We start from the raw sequence: 16,497 nt of genomic DNA, 5'->3' as shown, positions 1-16,497 counted from the left end.
GCGACGGAAGCTTCCATGAAGATCGTTCTCGCCTACTCCGGTGGACTCGATACCTCCGTGATCCTCAAGTGGCTGGCGGAGCGCTACCGGGCCGACGTCATCGCCTATTGCGCCGACATCGGCCAGGGGGAGGAACTGAACGGTCTTGAGGAAAAGGCGCGCCGCAGCGGCGCTTCCCGCTGCCTCATCGCCGATCTCCGGGAGGAATTCGTCCGGGATTACGTCTTCCCCATGCTACGGGCGGGGGCGCTTTATGAGGAGCAGTACCTTTTGGGCACCGCGATCGCTCGTCCCCTGATCGCCAAGAAGCAGGTCGAGATCGCGCGGGAGCTCGGGGCCGACGCGGTCGCGCACGGGGCAACCGGCAAAGGCAATGACCAGGTACGCTTTGAGCTGACCTTCGCGGCGCTGGCTCCGGATCTGCGCGTCATCGCTCCTTGGCGGGAGTGGGAGTTTGCGGGAAGGGCCGATCTAATCCGCTATGCGGAAACGCACGGGATCGAGGTGCCCGTCACGCAGGCCAAGCCGTACTCCATGGACCGCAACCTTTTTCATATTAGCTACGAGAGCGGGATCCTCGAAGACCCCTGGCAACCTCCCCCGGCCGATCTTTTCCGGCTGACGTGCGATCCGGAGCACGCCCCGGGCGAGCCGGAGACGGTGGACCTCGACTTTGAATCCGGGAACTGCGTAGCCGTCAACGGGAAGAGCCTATCCCCGGCGGGAGTCCTGACCGCGCTCAACGAGATCGGGGGCCGGCACGGGATCGGCCGTATCGACATCGTCGAAAACCGCTTTGTCGGAATGAAATCGCGCGGAGTCTATGAATGCCCGGGGGGGACAATCCTCCGCTTCGCCCACCGCCAAGTAGAGACTTTGACGCTCGATCGGGAGGTCATGCATCTGCGGGATTCTCTGGTCACGCGCTATGCCGAGCTGGTCTATTACGGCTTCTGGTTTTCGCCGGAGCGGGAGTTTCTCCAAGCGGCGATCGAGCAGAGCCAGCGGTACGTAACCGGAACGGTCCGCCTCCGGCTCTTCAAAGGAGCTTTGCAAACGTTGGGGCGCAAGAGTCCCTACTCCCTCTACAGCCCGCAGCTGGCGACCATGGAGGCCGATCACGGGGCGTACGATCCGCGCGATGCGGGCGGCTTCATCCGGCTGAATGCCCTCCGGCTGCGGACGGCGGCGCGACGAGGGCGGGCTTCCTAGCCGCGGCCGACCCTTCACTCCCCGTCTTCCGGGCTTTCGTACCAGCTCCTGCCGTCGCGGGCGATCAGAACCTGTGCCGCCTCCGGTCCCCAGCTTCCGGCCGAATAGTTGGGGAAATCGGTCGGGGGATTGGATTCCCAGACCTGGAGGATCGGGTCGACCAGCGCCCAGGCCGCCTCGACTTGATCGGCGCGCATGAAGAGCGTGCCGTCTCCGAGGATGACATCGCGGAGGAGGGTTTCGTAAGCTTCCGGCGATTCGGACTTGAAGGCTTCGGAATAGGAGAAGCGGAGGTCGACCGGGGTGAGCCGGATGGTCGGTCCGGGCCGTTTCGCCTGGAAGCTAAGCAGGATGCTCTCCTTCGGCTGGATGTTGAGGATCATCCGGTTGGGATGCCACTGATCGACCGCGATTTCAGGAAAGGCCTGGTGAGGGACGGGCCGAAGGCTGATCACGATTTGGGAGATGCGCTGGGGCAGCCTCTTGCCTGTTCGTAGATAGAAAGGAACGTCCTGCCAGCGCCAGTTGTCGACGAAGACCTTGAGAGCGACGAAGGTTTCCGTCAAGGAGTCCGGGGAGACATCGGGCTCGCTCCGGTAGGCGGGCACATGCTGGCCGCGCACCCAGCCGGCGCCGTATTGGCCGCGCACGGCCAGCCGGTGGACGGCTTCGGTGGGAAAAGGGCGGATCGCGTGGAGCACGTCGGTCTTCTTGTTGCGCACCTCTTCTGCCTCGAACGAGACAGGCGGCTCCATAGCGACCGTGCACAAGAGCTGAAGCAGATGATTCTGGACCATGTCGCGCAGGGCGCCGGCTTGATCGTAGTATCTTCCTCGCTGTTCGACTCCGATCGTTTCCGCGACCGTGATCTGGACAGAGTCGATATAGCGCCGGTCCCAAATGGGCTCGAACCAGGCGTTCGCGAAACGGAGCGCGAGAATGTTCTGAACGGTTTCCTTGCCGAGGTAGTGGTCGATCCGGAAGATCTGCTTCTCCTCGAAGACTTCGGCCAGAGAGCGATTGAGCGCTTGGGCCGAGGCGAGATCTCGTCCGAAGGGCTTCTCGACGACGATGCGGCTCCCGGGGGTGCCTTTCCCCAGCCCTACCTTGCCCAGTTCGGTGGCGATGGCCTGAATGAGCGAGGGCAAGGTGGCTAAGTAGAAGACAGGGTTGGCGTCCCCGCCCCACTGCTGGCGGAGGTCGGCGATCGCCTTGGCCAGAATCTCGAAGGTGTCGGGATGGGTGAGGTCCCCGGAATGGTACTGGCAAAGCAAGGCAGCGAACGCCGACCAGGAAGCGTCGTCGAGCTTCCGGCGGCAGAAGGATTCCACCCCGGAACGGAGATGCGCGGTAAACTCGTCCTTGGTCATTTCCTTTCGATCGACACCGATGACGGCGAACTTCTCGGGAAGCCAACCTTCTGCCGAGAGGGAGTAGAGGGCGGGCACCAGCTTGCGCCAAGTCAGGTCCCCGGCGGCGCCAAAGATAACCAAGACGGTGGGAGAGAGCGAGGTGCGATTCATGAAGGGGCTCCTTATTGGTGATTGATGCCGGCTCCGGCGCGGCCGTCCGGCGGACGACCATACCGGCGCTTCTCTTCCGGCCGGTTTCGCGAAGATTACGGGATCGGCCCCGGACAGCGCAAGCCGGGAAGCGGCTTGCGGAGGAGCAGATCTAAAGCTAACCTTTTTACCAAATGTCGCGGCGGGTTTTCAGTCCCTTATGTCAAAAAAGTCGGAATGGAAGGAGGAGGTCGAGATCACCATCGACGCGATCTGTTTGCCCGGGACGCTCGAGGTGCCTCCCGAGGCCGACGGGATCGTCCTCTTCGCCCACGGCAGCGGATCGAGCCGGTTTAGCCCGAGAAACCGTTTCGTCGCTCGTTTCCTCCAGGAGAACGGCTCGGGCACGCTGCTTTTTGACCTGTTGACTCCCGAAGAGGAAGAGGAGGACGAGCGGACCGCCTCTCTCCGCTTCGATATCGCCTTTCTGGCCGAGAGGCTTTTCGGCGCCACGCGGTGGCTGCGGGACTTCCTGGGAGAGCCAAGGCGCGCTTTCGGCTATTTCGGCTCGAGCACGGGCGGTGGTGCGGCCCTGGTCGCCGCCGCCCGAGAGGGCTCGGAGATCGCGGCCGTCGTCTCCCGGGGAGGTCGGCCCGATCTTGCCGGGGACGCGTTGGCCCGCGTGAGGTGCCCGACCCTGCTGATCGTGGGAGGAGCGGATTCGCCGGTCCTCCGCTTGAATCGCGAAGCGCTTCAGGAGCTGCGCTGTGAAAAAGAGCTGGCCGTCGTTCCCGGGGCGACCCATCTCTTCGAGGAGCCGGGCGCTCTTGAGCAGGTCGCCCGCCTGGCCGCCGACTGGTTTCGCCGCCATTGGCCCAAGAGTCATCCCGTCCGTTCCGAGTCGTAAACCCGTGGTGGGACGGTGGCGATGTCGGGAATGCAGCGCCCCACGCTGTTGGCCTTTCCCAGCACCTCGAGCATCAGGCGCGGACCGAGGATGGCCGCAGCCGCCATCAAGCCCGACATCATGGCTCCCGCAATTCCGTGGCCCGTGCGACAGCTCGCTCCGCAAAGAAGCAGGCCGGGCAGCTTCGTCCGTGACCCCGGGCGGCCGAAGAGAAATTGCCCCGGGCTGGCGGCAATCCCATATCCGGTACCGCCCGTCGAGAGCGTGTAGCGGCTATGCGTGAGCGGGCTGGAGAACTCCTGATAGACGATCTCCTCGGGCAGACAGGGAAATGCGCGGCGTGTCAGCTCGATGACCCTCCGGCCGAAGGCCTCCTTTCTCTCCCGGTATAGGGCGCTGCTCCGGTAGCGGCTGCCGCTTTCGGCCTCCGCGGAGACTCCCCACGCTTCCGGTCGGCTGGGAGCCACCGCCATGAGTTGAAGATTGACGATCCCCGCGGGTGCCAGGGAATCGTTCCTAGGATCCTTGAGCGAAGCGATCGAAACAAATACCGAAGGCGCTTCCGGAAACTCTCCCCGCGCGGCCTGCCGGTATTGCGCCTCGTGATCGTAGGTGGAGTGGATCCAATAGTTGCTCCGGGTCTGCCGGTTCTCCAAGGCTGCGCGGCGGACTCCGAGATAGGCGACGAAGAGGGCGGGTGCCATTTCCCAGCGGCGGGCTCGCTCCCGGGTCCGCGAGGGGAGCACCCCCTCGGGGATCAGCCGTAAGAGTGTTTCCTTTACATCGGCATTGGAAAGGACATACCGGGCCCCGACCTCCTGGACGCCTAGATAGGGGTTCTGGAACCGGACGCCGACGGCCCTTCCGTTTCGGACCAGGATCTCTTGGGCGCGACTCCGGAGGAGGATATTCCCGTCCACCGCCTCGATCGACGCGGCCAGGCAGTCGGAAAGGATCTGGCCGCCGCCGCGGGGATAGTAGGCTCCCTCGAGGTAGTGCTCGGCGACTCCCGCGCCGATGAGCAGGGAGGCTCGACTGGGAGGAAGTGCGTAGTTGCCATGTTGGCCGGCAAGGAGCGCCCGGAGCCGGACGTCCCGGGTAGAGCTTTGGAGGAAGTCTGCAAACGAGCGGTTGGCCCAGCGGAGCAGGAGTGGTGAGCGCAAGAGGTTCCAAAGGGTTTTGGCGGGATTTGCCGACTCGTGCACAAGCCGCTCGAGCGACCGGAGAAGAGAGCAGTAGCGGTCGATCCCCCGCCGCTCGCCGGGGAAGGCGTTTCGCAGCCGTTCCCGGAACGCCTCGATCCCCTTGGGTACCCGGAACTCCAGATCGGGGAAGAGCAGGATGTCATAGCCGTCGGGATCCATCTCTTCGAAGAAGACCGGGTCCGCTCCCGCCGCCCGCAGGATGCGGGGGATAAGGCCATTTGGGTGGCAGCCTCCAAGGTAATGGAGGCCGACGTCGAAAGTATATCCGGGTCTCGAGAAGGTCGTGGCATTCCCTCCGGGGACCGTGTGCTGGTCGAGAACCAGCACCCGTTTCCCTCTTCGGGCGAGAAGAGCGGCCGCCGTCAAGCCACCGGTGCCGGCGCCGATCACGATGACATCGAAAGTATGATTCCGAAGAGTGCGGAAACGATCAGGAGCGCTCATGTAATCAGCGATAACATAATCAACATTTCTCTCCATTCTCCGTCTATGGAAGAGCCGAATTGCGGGTCGACCCCACATCGAGGAAAGCGTGCTCCGCCGTCCACCGCGCGCGCCTATCACCACCGCCGCCTGCGTGAGGCCCTGAGTGAGGCCGCCTTGGCAGAAATCCGGCTCGGCGGGCCGAAGGGCCTGAGCCTTCGTGCCGTCGCCGCGCGGGTAGGGGTGTCGCCGACCGCGCCCTATCGCCACTTTCGGAACAAGGAGGGCCTGTTAGCGGCCCTGGCGGCGGAGCGATTTGTCGAGATGCCCCGAGAGATGGAAGAGGCGGGCGCCCGGATTGCCGATGCGTGGGAGCAGCTCTGCATCCTGGGTCGCGTCTATGTCTCCTTCGCCATGAGCCATCCCGACCACTTCCGCCTGATGTTCGGGCCGGAGCTTGCGGAGATCGAACGCCACCCGGAGGCCCACGAGGCGGCGGACCGTGCCTTCGCTCTCCTTGATCTTTCTTCGAAAACGTGGACGGGGCTTCGGAGGGTTTAGTTGTTTAGGTTAGCGAGATTATTTTCGAAGTCCAGCGGGGATTGGTAATGGAGGCCGCTATGAAGGCGGCGGCGGTTGTAGAAGCATTCGATGTAATCGAAGATCACGATCTTGGCCCCTTGTTTTGTTTTCGGGAGGAAGGAGCCGAAGCACTCGGTTTTGAGCGTGGCCCAGAAGGATTCCATCATGGCATTGTCATAACACTGTCCCTTGCGGCTCATGGAGGCGACGGCACCGCAGGAGTGCAGTAGCGCGTTGAACTCTCCGCTGGCATACTGGACGCCGCGATCGGAATGGTGCAAGAGCTCTGGGCCGGGGCGTCGGCTTTTCCAGGCCTTCTTCCAGGCTCTTGTCACCAAAGAGGTAGAGAGCGAGTCCTCGGCATGCCAGCCGACACACCGGCGGGAACAAGCATCGAGGATGGCGGAAAGATAAAGCCAGCCCTCGGCGGTGAGGATGGAGGTGATGTCACCGATCCAGATCTGGTTGGGGCGATCCGGCGCGGGCATCCGGGCCAGCCAGTTGTCGGCGACCGGAAGGCGATGGGCGCTATCGGTGGTTTGGGGACGGAAGCGGCGTTTTTGTTTCGCGCGCAGACCGAGCTCCCGCATTAAGCGGGCCACGCGATTTTTGCCGCAAGGCTCTCCGGCCTTACGCAGTGCCCAGGTGATGCGCGGGCTGCCATAGCTTCTCCGGCTTTCCAGGAAAACTGAATGGATGGCCGCAAGCCGTTGCTTGTCCCGTTGTAGACGGCTTCCCCGGTCCTTGTGCCGGTGAGCATGGAAGCCGCTCCGGGAAACCTCCAGAGCTTCGGCCAATTCGGTGAGGCAATAATCTTTGGTCATTTTTTGCATCACCGCATATCGCTGGCAGGCATCTCGGCCGACAAGATGCCCAATGCTTTTTGTAAAATGTCGCGCTGAGGGCGCAGATAGTCGTTTCCCTGGCGCCACCTCCGCAGCTCGCGCTGCTCGGGCGATTCGGCCGCCAACGTCTTGGGATCGCTGAAAGCCCGACCGCCTTGGGCTTCCTTGACCCGCAGATTCAGCGACCAATGGGAAACGCCCAGATCGCGAGCTACCTCGTGAATCGAACGCCCCCCTCGCACCAGGGCCACCGCATTCTCTTTACACTCGCGGTCATAACGCCGCGCGAACTTGCTGCTGCTCTTTCCGTTGTTTATTTGGAGTTTTCCTTTCTAACCCCCAAAGCCCCTGTCCGCAAAATCGAAGAAACTTCAAACTGTCTGCGGTGGATCACACCTTGAAGATCTGGCTCGATTTTCGCGAGGGCCATCGGTTCCCCTGTCCGGAATGCGGGCGTCCTTCTCCTGCGCACGACACGGTGGAGAAGCGGTGGAGGCACATGAACTTCTGGCAGTACAAGACCGAGCTGGTGGCGCGGGTTCCTCGGGTGGACTGTCCGGAGCACGGAGTGCGGTTGGCGGAAGTTCCCTGGGCCAGACCGGGGAGCGGGTTTACCCTGATGATGGAGGCGGTCATCCTGATGCTTTCCCAGGAGATGCCGGTTTCCCAGGTGGCCAAGATGCTCAAGGAGCAGGACACCCGGCTGTGGAGAATCTTGGAGCATTACGTGGAAAAGGCCTATCGGAAGGAGGATTGGAGCGGGGTGAAGCGGATCTTGGTCGACGAGACCAGCAGCAAGCGGGGTCACCGCTACGTGACCGCCGTTACCGACGCGGAGAGCCGGAAGCTCCTCTTCCTCGCGGAAGGCAAAGGGAAGGAGGCCTTGGAGGCATTTGCCAAGGAGATGCGCGAGCATGGAGCGAGTCCCGAGCAGATCGAGCTAATCTGCATGGACATGAGCCCTTCCTACATTTGCGGAGCCAAGGAGCACTTCCCCAAGGCGCAGATCGTCTTTGACCGCTTCCACCTCATGCAGATGGCGGGGGAGGCGGTCGACCAGGTGCGTAAGGAGTTCGTGCGTCAGGGGCTGCTGCCGAAGGGAAGCCTCTGGGCACTGCGAGGCAACGAATGGACGCGAAGCAGGGAGCAGAAGAGTCTGCGCGCTTCCCTTTGCGCCGCCTACCCCCGACTGGGAAGAGCCATTGGGTTGCGGGAGGCTCTGCAAGAGATCCTCGCCCAAGAGGATCCCCAAGAGCTCCGCTGGTGGTTCCAGTGGGCCCACCGCAGTCGGCTTGCTCCCTTCCGAAAGCTTTCCAAGACGATCAAAGACCATCTGGACGGCGTCCTTGCTTTCCTCCAGAGCCGGGTGACCAATGGTCTCATCGAGGCGATCAACGGACTCATCCAGCTTGCCAAAAGGATGGCCAGAGGCTTCCGAAGCTTCCGGTGCTTGCGGATCGCCGCTTTCCTCAAAGCCGGAAGGCTGAGGTTGGATGTTCCCGCCTTGGCCACATGAAATAGCGAAGAGGCCTTTTTTCAGTTTGCCACGGTATCCGAGGCGTTCGCGCCTCGGCCTCATTGAAGCGGGTGCCCTCGCCACCGAGGAAGACGGCTCTGACACCGCGTTCATGGGCAGGCCGACCCTCGACTACGTCACCACTTTCCGCCGTTCCGCCTGGGTCTCCAATCCGGTAGCCGGGGCACGGGGAATGAGCAAATTCGCTCACGAACCGCGCGCCCCGCACCAGCGTCCGGTCGGGCTACGGGCGGCGCAGGGCGACAGAGGGGGATCCGTTCAATCGGTTGTGTGGATTGGCTCGATCTACGGGGACGACAAGGGCCGAGCGCGGGAAAAATTCCAGTACCGGGCGACGAAGATGCGCCGGGCGACCATCACGTGGTCGACTCCAAGGTGGGCGAGCGCGCCGGGCGTGAGCAGATGGGGATGGGCGAGCAACGCGCGGATCGCAGCATACGTCGCCGGGTCACGCCAGATCGGCCAAGCGAAGGAAAATCCGTCCGCTCCGGGTATGCCCCCAACAATATTGGGACGCACGCGGCCGGCTCGGGTTTCCGGAACGAGAGTGAGCCCTGCAAGACCGAGCACGGCGAGGCAGTTGGCGCCAAGCTGGGTACCCTTCTTGTATGCCGATTGTGTGGGATCGCCCGCCATCAGGGCATAGCGAACATCTTCTTCCGGATCCCAACGGAAGGAAGAACACGAGGTCGGGTCGTTGCGACGCCAAGGCGCAAACAGGGTTTCGCCCAAGCATTTGGAGGCGGACAATCGAACAGTCCTTCTCCCCCTCCGGCGCAGAGGCGGCGCCAACTCCCGCGGCACCCTGGCCAGTCGTTCCAGAAAATGCTGATGACCCTGGGAGAGCAGCAGGCAGAGCGGCGTCGGATCGATGAGTTCTTCGTTGTCCGATTTGGCGGCGGCGTCGCTCATCAAGGCCGCTAACAGATCGGCACGTTCCCGCGCATCGAAACGGGCAGCTCTGGCTTCCTGCTCCAGAAGCGCGCGGCACTCTTCCCGCGAATAGTTCAAGTCTTTCCGGTTTCCGAAGCCATAGCTGACCGAAAGCGCATTGACGCCGTTGACCGCGCTTTCGGTCACTTCTTCCTGCGTGAGGGCGCGTGCCAGAATGAGCCTGGGCCTTAAGGGCGGGGTGTGGATGTCCCAGGCGGCGCGGGGAGATAACGTGCTATCGGCAGCCTGCAGTGCCCGCAAAAGCCCGAGGAGGGCCAGGAAGGCCAGAAGATTGTCCGGCTCCAGACCGTCAAGCCGGTGGGAGGTGTCAGCAGTCATTCGCACTTCTCCTAGGCGCTTTCTTCGGATGCGCGATGATCGGCAAGCCGCAGGATGGCCTCCATCCTGGCGAGTTCCCATGTGCCATAGCGAGCTTTGAGCCGCGCGAAGAGCATCGGCCAGTCGAGGCCCTGCCAGTCGAAGGCAAGCGATTGGGGTCCTGGTCCGGGCGGCAATAGAGAAGGCAGGCCAAGCACGGAGGGGAAGCGTTGCGACAGGGAGTCGGCCGGGTCCGAATGCGGGAAGAAAGGCCTTCCATGCCCATGGTGGGTGCCGACAAGCCAGAGCACGAGTTTGAGATCTTGATCCTTGGCTTCCGTGAAGCGCGCAATATAGCGAGACAGCCGTACCGAAAACGCTTCGTGCCGCCATCCTTCCGGTAGGCCCGAAGCGGCATGCGCCGCCCGCGGCAGGGGACGACCGGATTTGGCGAGGATGGCTTCCGGTTCCTCGGGGTCCGGCCCCAGGGGGTCGCCAGAATTCAGCCATGCCTGAAAACGAGGATCGACCTTGCCGATGTCATGGAGGAAGCCGGCGAGTTTGAGGTCCGCGACACGTGCCCCTGGGAGGCCGGCGGCTTGGGCGAAAGCTTCGGCCTTCTTTTCGACATCCTGGCTGTGCTGTCGAAGGGATAAGGGGAAACCAAAAAGGGAACCGGTCGTGTCGTCCTCAGTCGTGTTGGGGCGGCCGTCTTCTTCTTGCCGATAGCCTCGGATTCCGAACGGCGCCACAAAGACCACGCCACGCGGGCGACCATCCTCCTCTCCATAAAGGTCGAGATACGCAGCAACGCTTTCCTTCCGATTGGCGTTGTCGAGCACCTCGAGATCGCTCCGGACTTTTTCCGGCAGATCGAGATCGAAGAGAGCGGCCCGCAAATCCTGCCACTGCTCCGAGACGGCACCGGCCAACGCGTCGGCCAATGCATCCCCGGTTACGGATGCTTCCAGGAGACCGGGCGCTACGCGAACCGCAAATCGGCGCCCGGAGAAAGGTTCGGCGGCCTTTCGCCCAACGTCCGTGGCAGGTTCCTGGCACGCGGGGTTCCAGCCGAACTGGTCGACACCGCCATAAGAAGCGGGCACGACGATTGTATCTCCTGGACGAAGCTCAGGAGGCGTAATCCAACGTGAACGTTCGGTATCCCCTGTCCAGCGAAAGGCTCTCCTCATTTCCCCTCGGGCGCCGTCGTCCCTTCCCTCCGGCCCGGCGGTAGGAATGTCGGCCAGATCGGCCAGGGCTTGCCCGCGTTCCTCCAACCAACGGCGCACCGCCCAGAGCGGCAAGGCAATCGCTTCGGCTGAGCGGGGTGGGACGAGCAGCAGAAGACGGCGGACCTGCTCGTCGTTCTGGTTCTTCGGATCGATGTCGCCGCGCCAAAGGATGGTGATCGCGTCCGGCTGGCGGGATGTTCCATGGAGGTAGAGGGCAACCTCCGGATCGGCCGCCGGGATGGGCGATGTCTGGCTCAACAGGTCAAGATGGGCGGGCAGGAGAATAGGCGCGTCGTCTTTCCTAGAAAGGGCGTCCTTTTCCATGCAGACAGCGAAATCGCGCAGACCGAACTCCACCCTCGGATCGCTGCCGTTCGCAGCCGCCGCCTCCTGTAGGCAATCCCATGCCGGCCGGATCGCCTTGCCGTAGACCGGATCGTCGGTTCGCGCGGAAAGATCGGATTTCGCGGCAACGATGACGGCATACGGCCGGATATCTCTTCCCGCACGGTTGAGACGGCCGAAGCGCTGGCGTAGTGCGTCCAACGGAGCGGCTTCGGTGATGAGCGCATCGAGATCAATATCCACGCCCGCTTCGATGCATTGCGTCGCAACGACAATGAGCGGCTTTTGGAGCGTGCGTTCGGCGCCGGTCCGGATCGACGCAAGCTGATCGGCAACGTTGTCCCGATCCACCGGACGGCTCGGACCGATCAACAGGAGGCAATCCGCTTCTTCCGCGCCAATCTCTTCCCGCAATTGCCGAAAGACCTCCCGCGCACGGACGACGCGATTGACCACCACGCCGATGGCGGGGGGAGGAGCGCCGCGGAAGTGATCGATGGAAGCATGAACTTCTTTGAGGATGGCCGCGATACGGCGGCCAAGGTCACTGTCGCCTTCTTCCGCCTCGTTCCCTGTGGGGCGAGCAGCTTCTTCCCCCTTTGCTGTTCCCTTTGCCGCTTCCACAAGACGCGCACGCTTGGAAACCTTCAGGCGCTTCCCCAAAATCGGGTGTTCCCAGTCCTCGTCCTCAAGCTGAAAGACCTCTTGAGGTCTCTCTCTCGGCGTCGCGGTGAGAAGTGCGACCCCCCAGGGCGCAGCGTATTCCGCCTGGCGCCAGTTTTTCCCCCGATATTCGTGCACCCATTCCAACGTTTGCCGGAATGGCTCGGCCAGATGCGCCTCATCGAGCAGGATCAGACAGTCCGACCCGATGAGCCCGGCATGAACCGGCTTCATGGAATCGGACACACCATAGCCGCGAAACAGAAGGCGTGAGCCGATCTGGTCGACGGTCGAGCAGAGTATCGTTGGTTGGGAGGGTGTACGCGCCCAGTCGTCCTCACGCGGAATGCCGCCGCGCAGGCGGCGTGCGATCAACGGTGGGCCGTCACCGGAGAGCTTTTTCAGCCGCTGCGCCACGCGCGCCGTGACGGGCCCTTGCGGAGTGGCGAGTGCTTTTTGCAGCTTCTGCGCGCGTAGGAAGGCGTCGTCCACCACCAGCCTCCGGTCCACCACGAAGGCGATGCGGACAGGCGCACGCCGCGCCTTCCCGTGATCCGCTTCCAGCGAGAGATGAAAAATAGCGATATCGATCGCCGCCGTCTTGCCCGAGCCGGTCGGCAAATCGAGCACCCTCGGCCATCGGCCGCTTTCGGCCACCAGACGCTGGAGGCGCGTTTGCCAAGGGAAAGGCGGGTAGCCGTGAACCTCTTCAAAGAAGGCCGCAAAATCGTCCGGCGATGCCACGATCATTCCTCCGGATCGAGAGGACGGAAGAGCCCCAGTCCCAGGAAACGTCCCGCTCCGAGAATCACCGGACCTTCGATGGGCTGAGCGAAGCGGATGACCGCATGGGTGAGTGGACGACTGGCCAGCGATCGGGGCAGACCCCATCGCATCCAGGCCGGCGATTTCCCCGATGGATAGGCCGGAGGCGCCCCCTCTATGGCCGAATGGTTGTCGGTGACGATCGCTTCCGGCTCGGGCAGATTGATGTTGCGGCAGGCGCTGGCGATCTGCGCCGCGAGTTCCTCCAGCCGTGCCTCCCCTTCCTCCTTTAGATGCCGGTCGGCGGCGATGGGCGTGACCGAGGCGAAGCTTTGCGACGGGCGGGTGTACCACGCCGGGTCGAGGGAGCGTTTGCCTGCGGGCGGCTCGAAGGTCGGAGAAAGGCCGATGGAAAAGGCCCGGCCGGAGGGCGTCCCTTCTTTGGTCCTGAGCGTCAAGACCCGCCGCCCGCGCGTTTCATCCATCGGCGCAAGCGTTCTTAGCACCTTGCGAAAGCTCTCATCCTCCAGGATCCTGCTGTCGCGCGGCGGGACAAGCGCAAAGCCCAGCACATGGCCATCCGCATAAGGAAAGCCCGTGAAGGACAAGGGAATGATGGCCAGATGCGGCGCGCGCGTGGGATTCCCGTCTGCGGCATGGCCGCTGATTACTTCCGGGATTTCCTTTCCAAGGCCGATTCGTTGATAGCCGCTAAGCAGCGCATCCCGCGCGGTCTTGGCCAGGAAGGCGCAAGCCCGCAGGTCCGGCATCCGGCCCGCGACATGCTCGAGGAGTAGCCAGTGTTTGCCGAAGAGACTGGCACGATGCGGCTTTGCCTCCATTACGGACACAACGCGCGCGCCGGGAAGCGGTCTTCGCCCTTCCTCGAAGGTCCGGCGGAGTTCAGCAAAACGTCCGGCATAGACACGGCGTTCCGGCAACTTGGCTTCGTTCGGCTCAGGCGCATCGGGGTCGAGCAGAAAGCGGCAACGCGTGAGGCTTGCCGAATGGCCGACATAGGCGGTGTCGCTCGCCAGCCGCTGCAACGCAGCAATCACTTCGTCTTCCGGGTCTGCCGTTGCCCAGAATAGTTGCACAATGGGCTTGTGTGGACGCGATGCGGGAAAACTTCTTTCCTTAAGTCCCGAGCGCTTTCTCTCGTCCGGCAGGACATTCCATGCCCGCCGCCAAGATTTTTGATGTTCCTTCCGTGGTCGAAGGCCTTTCGATATGAAATCCCGGTACCAGATAAGGGTGCTCAATTCACCGTCAGGCGTTTCGTAGTCATTGGGAGGCACGTACACTGGCGGCGCCGTGCGTGGCTCAGCGCTAGACGCAAGAACGTGCGGCGGGTCGAGCTTCTCCAACCATTCGAGCGCCTTCGCTTCCCCTTTGTCCTGCCCCCGCGCAGCCCATGTGGCGACGAGAGCGGAAAAGATGCGATCGGGCTGCGGCGGCCAATCGGGCGTCGGACTGTCAGGGCCGATCGCTGCGAAGCAGACGCCGGAAAGATACTCAATTTCTAGGACCAGACTCATCGGTGGCTGCTCCTTCCTCGGCTTCACCACCTGCGCCCGCAAGGGCCAGTTCCTGGCTTTTGCGGACAATCTCCACAAGCTTGCCCTGGGGTGTGAGGCGAAGTGGAGTGGCCGACAAGTGGAAGCCGGCCTCTTGCGCTGTCTTAAAAGCCTCTCGATAGAGCGTGCGGGCCGTCTCGCGGTCGATCGAGATCTCCTCTGTTCTACCGTCCGGACGCACCAGCTCCAACGGCGCCCGGCCGTCGCAGACGAGATCGCATCGGGACCGCAGCGCATAGCCGCGTGCGTCCTGTTCGGCAAGCGCGACAAGCCCGAGCGCAGCAAGCAAGCCGCGTCCCGCTGCGTCTTTTTTGCTTCCGCCGAAGTGCAGCCGACGCAGTGAGGCAAAGCTCAACACGAAGCTCTGCTCCGCATAATCGCAGGTCACGCCAAGGGGCTGGATCGAAGGGGCGATGTTGCCATGATTGATTTCGGACGGCCGGACTTTCTTCGCTCCCCGGCCGGCGTCGGCCTGGGTCGTACTCCAACCATTCGCGCCCTTGAACACATCGATTTTTCTCAGCACACCCAAGGGATCGATCCGGCTGCCGGTGCGGCGGCCCGCCGTTCGGATGCTTTTCTCGCCGCTTCCCTGGTTCACGACCTCTTCCACCGGCACACCGATGCCCACAATTTCCGAGACGAGGCAACGCGCAAACTTAGCGCCGAGCCCGCCGCCTTCTCCGGTCGAATGCCAGGCGCCGAACAGGAGAGCGGTAGGCGAGACTTCCAGAAGTGCCGAGGCGTCCTCCGCCTTGGCCTTGGCGAGGCGTTTCCCCGTGTCGCTGTTCATGAATGGCTCGCCATTCAGAAGGCTGTCGCGCAGAATGGCGTCATAAACGCGATGCGGGGCGTCGAGCGAGGTGATCCGGGTGATGCCGTCGAGCTTGGCTTCGCTGAAATCCACAACCACGTACGGAATCGGCAGGCCGTCCCGGATCGCTTGGAGCAGGCACTCCTCCAGCCGGTTTGCTTGGGATTGCACGCTGTCAATAAGGACGCACCAGACATCCTGGCCATTCAGGCGGCGGAGCTCATAGACATGCCGGGGTGGAGCGTTGCGCCCTTCTCCCGGATAGGTCGGCGGGAAGATCTTGTCGCCCTTGCCGCCCATCGGCTGGAGCTTCTGCCTGCGCCGCAAGGCGGCGTCTTCGGCGACCATGCGGCTAACTTCAGTGATATCCATGTTTTTTTCCTCCAGGCCCGATCCCGGTGCGCGCCTGGTGCCTACGGCTTTCGAACTTTTCTCCTGGGGCCGATCCTTGGTCGCCGCTTCCCCCTTTAGCTAACGTCACGCTGCCGCCTCCCCTTTCCGCCTCCCGAGGCCCTTCCCGAGGTCGATGAGGCTATTCTCTATGCGCACAAGGCGTTTGCCAGAATCGGGATAATAGCGTAGCATCGCCGGAGAACCAACGGGAATATCGCGACTGAGGACAAGGATGCGTTCTTCCGTCATTTACGAGCTCAAGGCTCGCTCCGATCTATGGACGGGCGATTGCCGCGGGAAACCCGATCGTCTGGTGACTACCGGGCTGCTGGGCTCGATCCGCTGGTGGTTCGAAGTGGTGGTCCGCGGCCTCGGCGGGATGGTGTGCGACCCTTCGGGTCCCGGCTCCTGTCCGGATGATTCGGGCCGGCGGTGCCCCACCTGTGAATTCTTCGGCTGCACCGGCTGGGCGCGGAAGTTTCGCTTCGACGTGCTGGACCAGCATGACATGCCCCAGCAGATCAAAAAGGACAATTCCTTCCGCTTCTCCTTCATGCCGCTCCGGCCGATTCAGCCGAAAGAATGGGCGCTGCTCGACCTAACACTCCGCTTGATCGCCGACTACGGGGCGATTGGGGGCAAGACCGTCCTGAAGCCTTCCGACGAGCAGAACCGGCAGAACGAGCCACACCATAAGGACTACGGCCTGATCCAAATCGAGCGCCGCCCCTCCGACATCCAATCCTTTTCCGTTCAAATGCTCGAGGACTATGCCGCCCGTCCGTGCTGGCGGAGAGTCAACCAAGCCGGCTTTGCCTGGGCCTCGCTTGCGAACTTCTGGTGCGTGAACGGAAAGTACTTGGCCCGACAGAACGAAAGCTTCAGCTCGTTTAACCATCTGATCGGACGCCCTCAGCCGAAGCGACAAAGCAGCGGGAACGATTCGTGGATCGCCGGACGCCGACCGGATCGAGCCCACAAAGTGGACGCCGAAAGCAAGAAGGTGTTCAGCTTCAAGGATCCGGCACGAACCTTCGGTTTTGTGAACGGCAAGGATGTCACCTTTGATACGATGAAAACCAAGTTGAAGTGCGCATGGAGTGATCTCGCGGACCACGAGGTAAAAGAAGGCAAGGCGATCCTAAAGGAGCTTCTCAGCGGAGCCGCTTCCTGATGTTTGACCTTCACGCCCATTTAGCAGAAAAAAGCGCCAAGCGATCCGCTTCAGCCGCGGCGGATCT

The 16,497-nt window shown here is 62.8% G+C and carries 13 protein-coding genes; 5 read left to right on the top strand and 8 right to left on the bottom strand.

Features of this window, described 5'->3' with window-relative positions:
- Window positions 1–15 precede the first annotated feature (15 nt).
- Window positions 16–1,212 (top strand): argininosuccinate synthase, encoded by a 1,197-nt coding sequence (locus MTHMO_RS06315; protein ID WP_202214031.1) that lies wholly within the window; start codon window positions 16–18, stop codon window positions 1,210–1,212.
- 14 nt (window positions 1,213–1,226) lie between these two features.
- Here the strand turns inward: MTHMO_RS06315 and zwf are convergent, their stop codons facing one another.
- Window positions 1,227–2,735, bottom strand: coding sequence for a glucose-6-phosphate dehydrogenase (gene zwf / locus MTHMO_RS06310; protein WP_202214030.1), 1,509 nt, complete (start codon window positions 2,733–2,735; stop codon window positions 1,227–1,229).
- A gap of 199 nt (window positions 2,736–2,934) precedes the next feature.
- Between zwf and MTHMO_RS06305 the strand changes: the two genes are divergently transcribed.
- On the top strand, window positions 2,935–3,621 hold the full coding sequence (locus MTHMO_RS06305) for a dienelactone hydrolase family protein (protein ID WP_202214029.1): 687 nt from the start codon (window positions 2,935–2,937) through the stop codon (window positions 3,619–3,621).
- On the opposite strand, the gene MTHMO_RS06300 is transcribed toward MTHMO_RS06305, so the two are convergent.
- Window positions 3,597–5,270, bottom strand: a complete 1,674-nt coding sequence (locus MTHMO_RS06300) for an NAD(P)/FAD-dependent oxidoreductase (protein WP_202214028.1) — start codon at window positions 5,268–5,270, stop codon at window positions 3,597–3,599. The two genes, MTHMO_RS06305 and MTHMO_RS06300, sit on opposite strands and share 25 nt — an antisense overlap.
- Window positions 5,271–5,315: 45 nt before the next feature.
- Here MTHMO_RS06300 and MTHMO_RS06295 point away from each other — a divergent pair, with 45 nt between their 5' ends.
- On the top strand, window positions 5,316–5,810 hold the full coding sequence (locus tag MTHMO_RS06295) for a TetR/AcrR family transcriptional regulator (RefSeq protein WP_202214027.1): 495 nt from the start codon (window positions 5,316–5,318) through the stop codon (window positions 5,808–5,810).
- Here the strand turns inward: MTHMO_RS06295 and MTHMO_RS06290 are convergent.
- Together MTHMO_RS06290 and MTHMO_RS06285 are read right to left on the bottom strand one after the other, a co-directional pair.
- Window positions 5,807–6,664 carry an IS3 family transposase gene (locus MTHMO_RS06290; RefSeq protein WP_237394804.1) on the bottom strand — a complete coding sequence of 286 codons (858 nt, stop codon included), beginning with the start codon at window positions 6,662–6,664 and terminating at the stop codon, window positions 5,807–5,809. The genes MTHMO_RS06295 and MTHMO_RS06290 overlap by 4 nt on opposite strands.
- The gene (locus tag MTHMO_RS06285; protein WP_255535447.1) at window positions 6,664–6,993 is read right to left on the bottom strand and encodes a transposase; all 330 of its coding nucleotides are present in this window, start codon (window positions 6,991–6,993) and stop codon (window positions 6,664–6,666) included. Before MTHMO_RS06285 ends, MTHMO_RS06290 begins: the two co-directional genes overlap by 1 nt.
- Window positions 6,994–7,052: 59 nt before the next feature.
- Between MTHMO_RS06285 and MTHMO_RS06280 the strand changes: the two genes are divergently transcribed.
- Window positions 7,053–8,192 carry an ISL3 family transposase gene (locus MTHMO_RS06280; protein ID WP_370568361.1) on the top strand — a complete coding sequence of 380 codons (1,140 nt, stop codon included), beginning with the start codon at window positions 7,053–7,055 and terminating at the stop codon, window positions 8,190–8,192.
- Between the two features lie 306 nt (window positions 8,193–8,498).
- Here the strand turns inward: MTHMO_RS06280 and MTHMO_RS06275 are convergent, their stop codons facing one another.
- The 4 genes from MTHMO_RS06275 to cas7u are packed head-to-tail and all read right to left on the bottom strand — an operon-like array spanning window position 8,499 to window position 15,235.
- On the bottom strand, window positions 8,499–9,485 hold the full coding sequence (locus MTHMO_RS06275) for a hypothetical protein (RefSeq protein ID WP_202214024.1): 987 nt from the start codon (window positions 9,483–9,485) through the stop codon (window positions 8,499–8,501).
- An 11-nt stretch (window positions 9,486–9,496) separates the two neighbouring features.
- On the bottom strand, window positions 9,497–12,457 hold the full coding sequence (gene cas3u / locus MTHMO_RS06270; RefSeq protein ID WP_202214023.1) for a type I-U CRISPR-associated helicase/endonuclease Cas3: 2,961 nt from the start codon (window positions 12,455–12,457) through the stop codon (window positions 9,497–9,499).
- Entirely contained in the window at window positions 12,454–14,010 is a 1,557-nt protein-coding gene (gene csb2 / locus MTHMO_RS06265; RefSeq protein ID WP_202214022.1) for a type I-U CRISPR-associated protein Csb2, read from the bottom strand. Before csb2 ends, cas3u begins: the two co-directional genes overlap by 4 nt.
- A complete protein-coding gene (gene cas7u / locus MTHMO_RS06260; RefSeq protein WP_202214021.1) occupies window positions 13,988–15,235 on the bottom strand; it encodes a type I-U CRISPR-associated RAMP protein Csb1/Cas7u in 1,248 nt (415 codons plus the stop codon). The genes csb2 and cas7u overlap by 23 nt, the downstream gene beginning before the upstream one ends.
- 253 nt (window positions 15,236–15,488) lie before the next feature.
- Here cas7u and cmr1 point away from each other — a divergent pair, with 253 nt between their 5' ends.
- Window positions 15,489–16,430 (top strand): type III-B CRISPR module RAMP protein Cmr1, encoded by a 942-nt coding sequence (gene cmr1, locus MTHMO_RS06255; RefSeq protein ID WP_202214020.1) that lies wholly within the window; start codon window positions 15,489–15,491, stop codon window positions 16,428–16,430.
- The last annotated feature ends 67 nt before the right edge of the window (window positions 16,431–16,497 follow it).

Source organism: Methylacidimicrobium sp. AP8 (assembly GCF_903064525.1).
In the GTDB taxonomy this organism is placed as follows: Bacteria; Verrucomicrobiota; Verrucomicrobiia; order Methylacidiphilales; family Methylacidiphilaceae; genus Methylacidimicrobium.
This window is presented reverse-complemented; position numbering and strand designations above follow the sequence as displayed.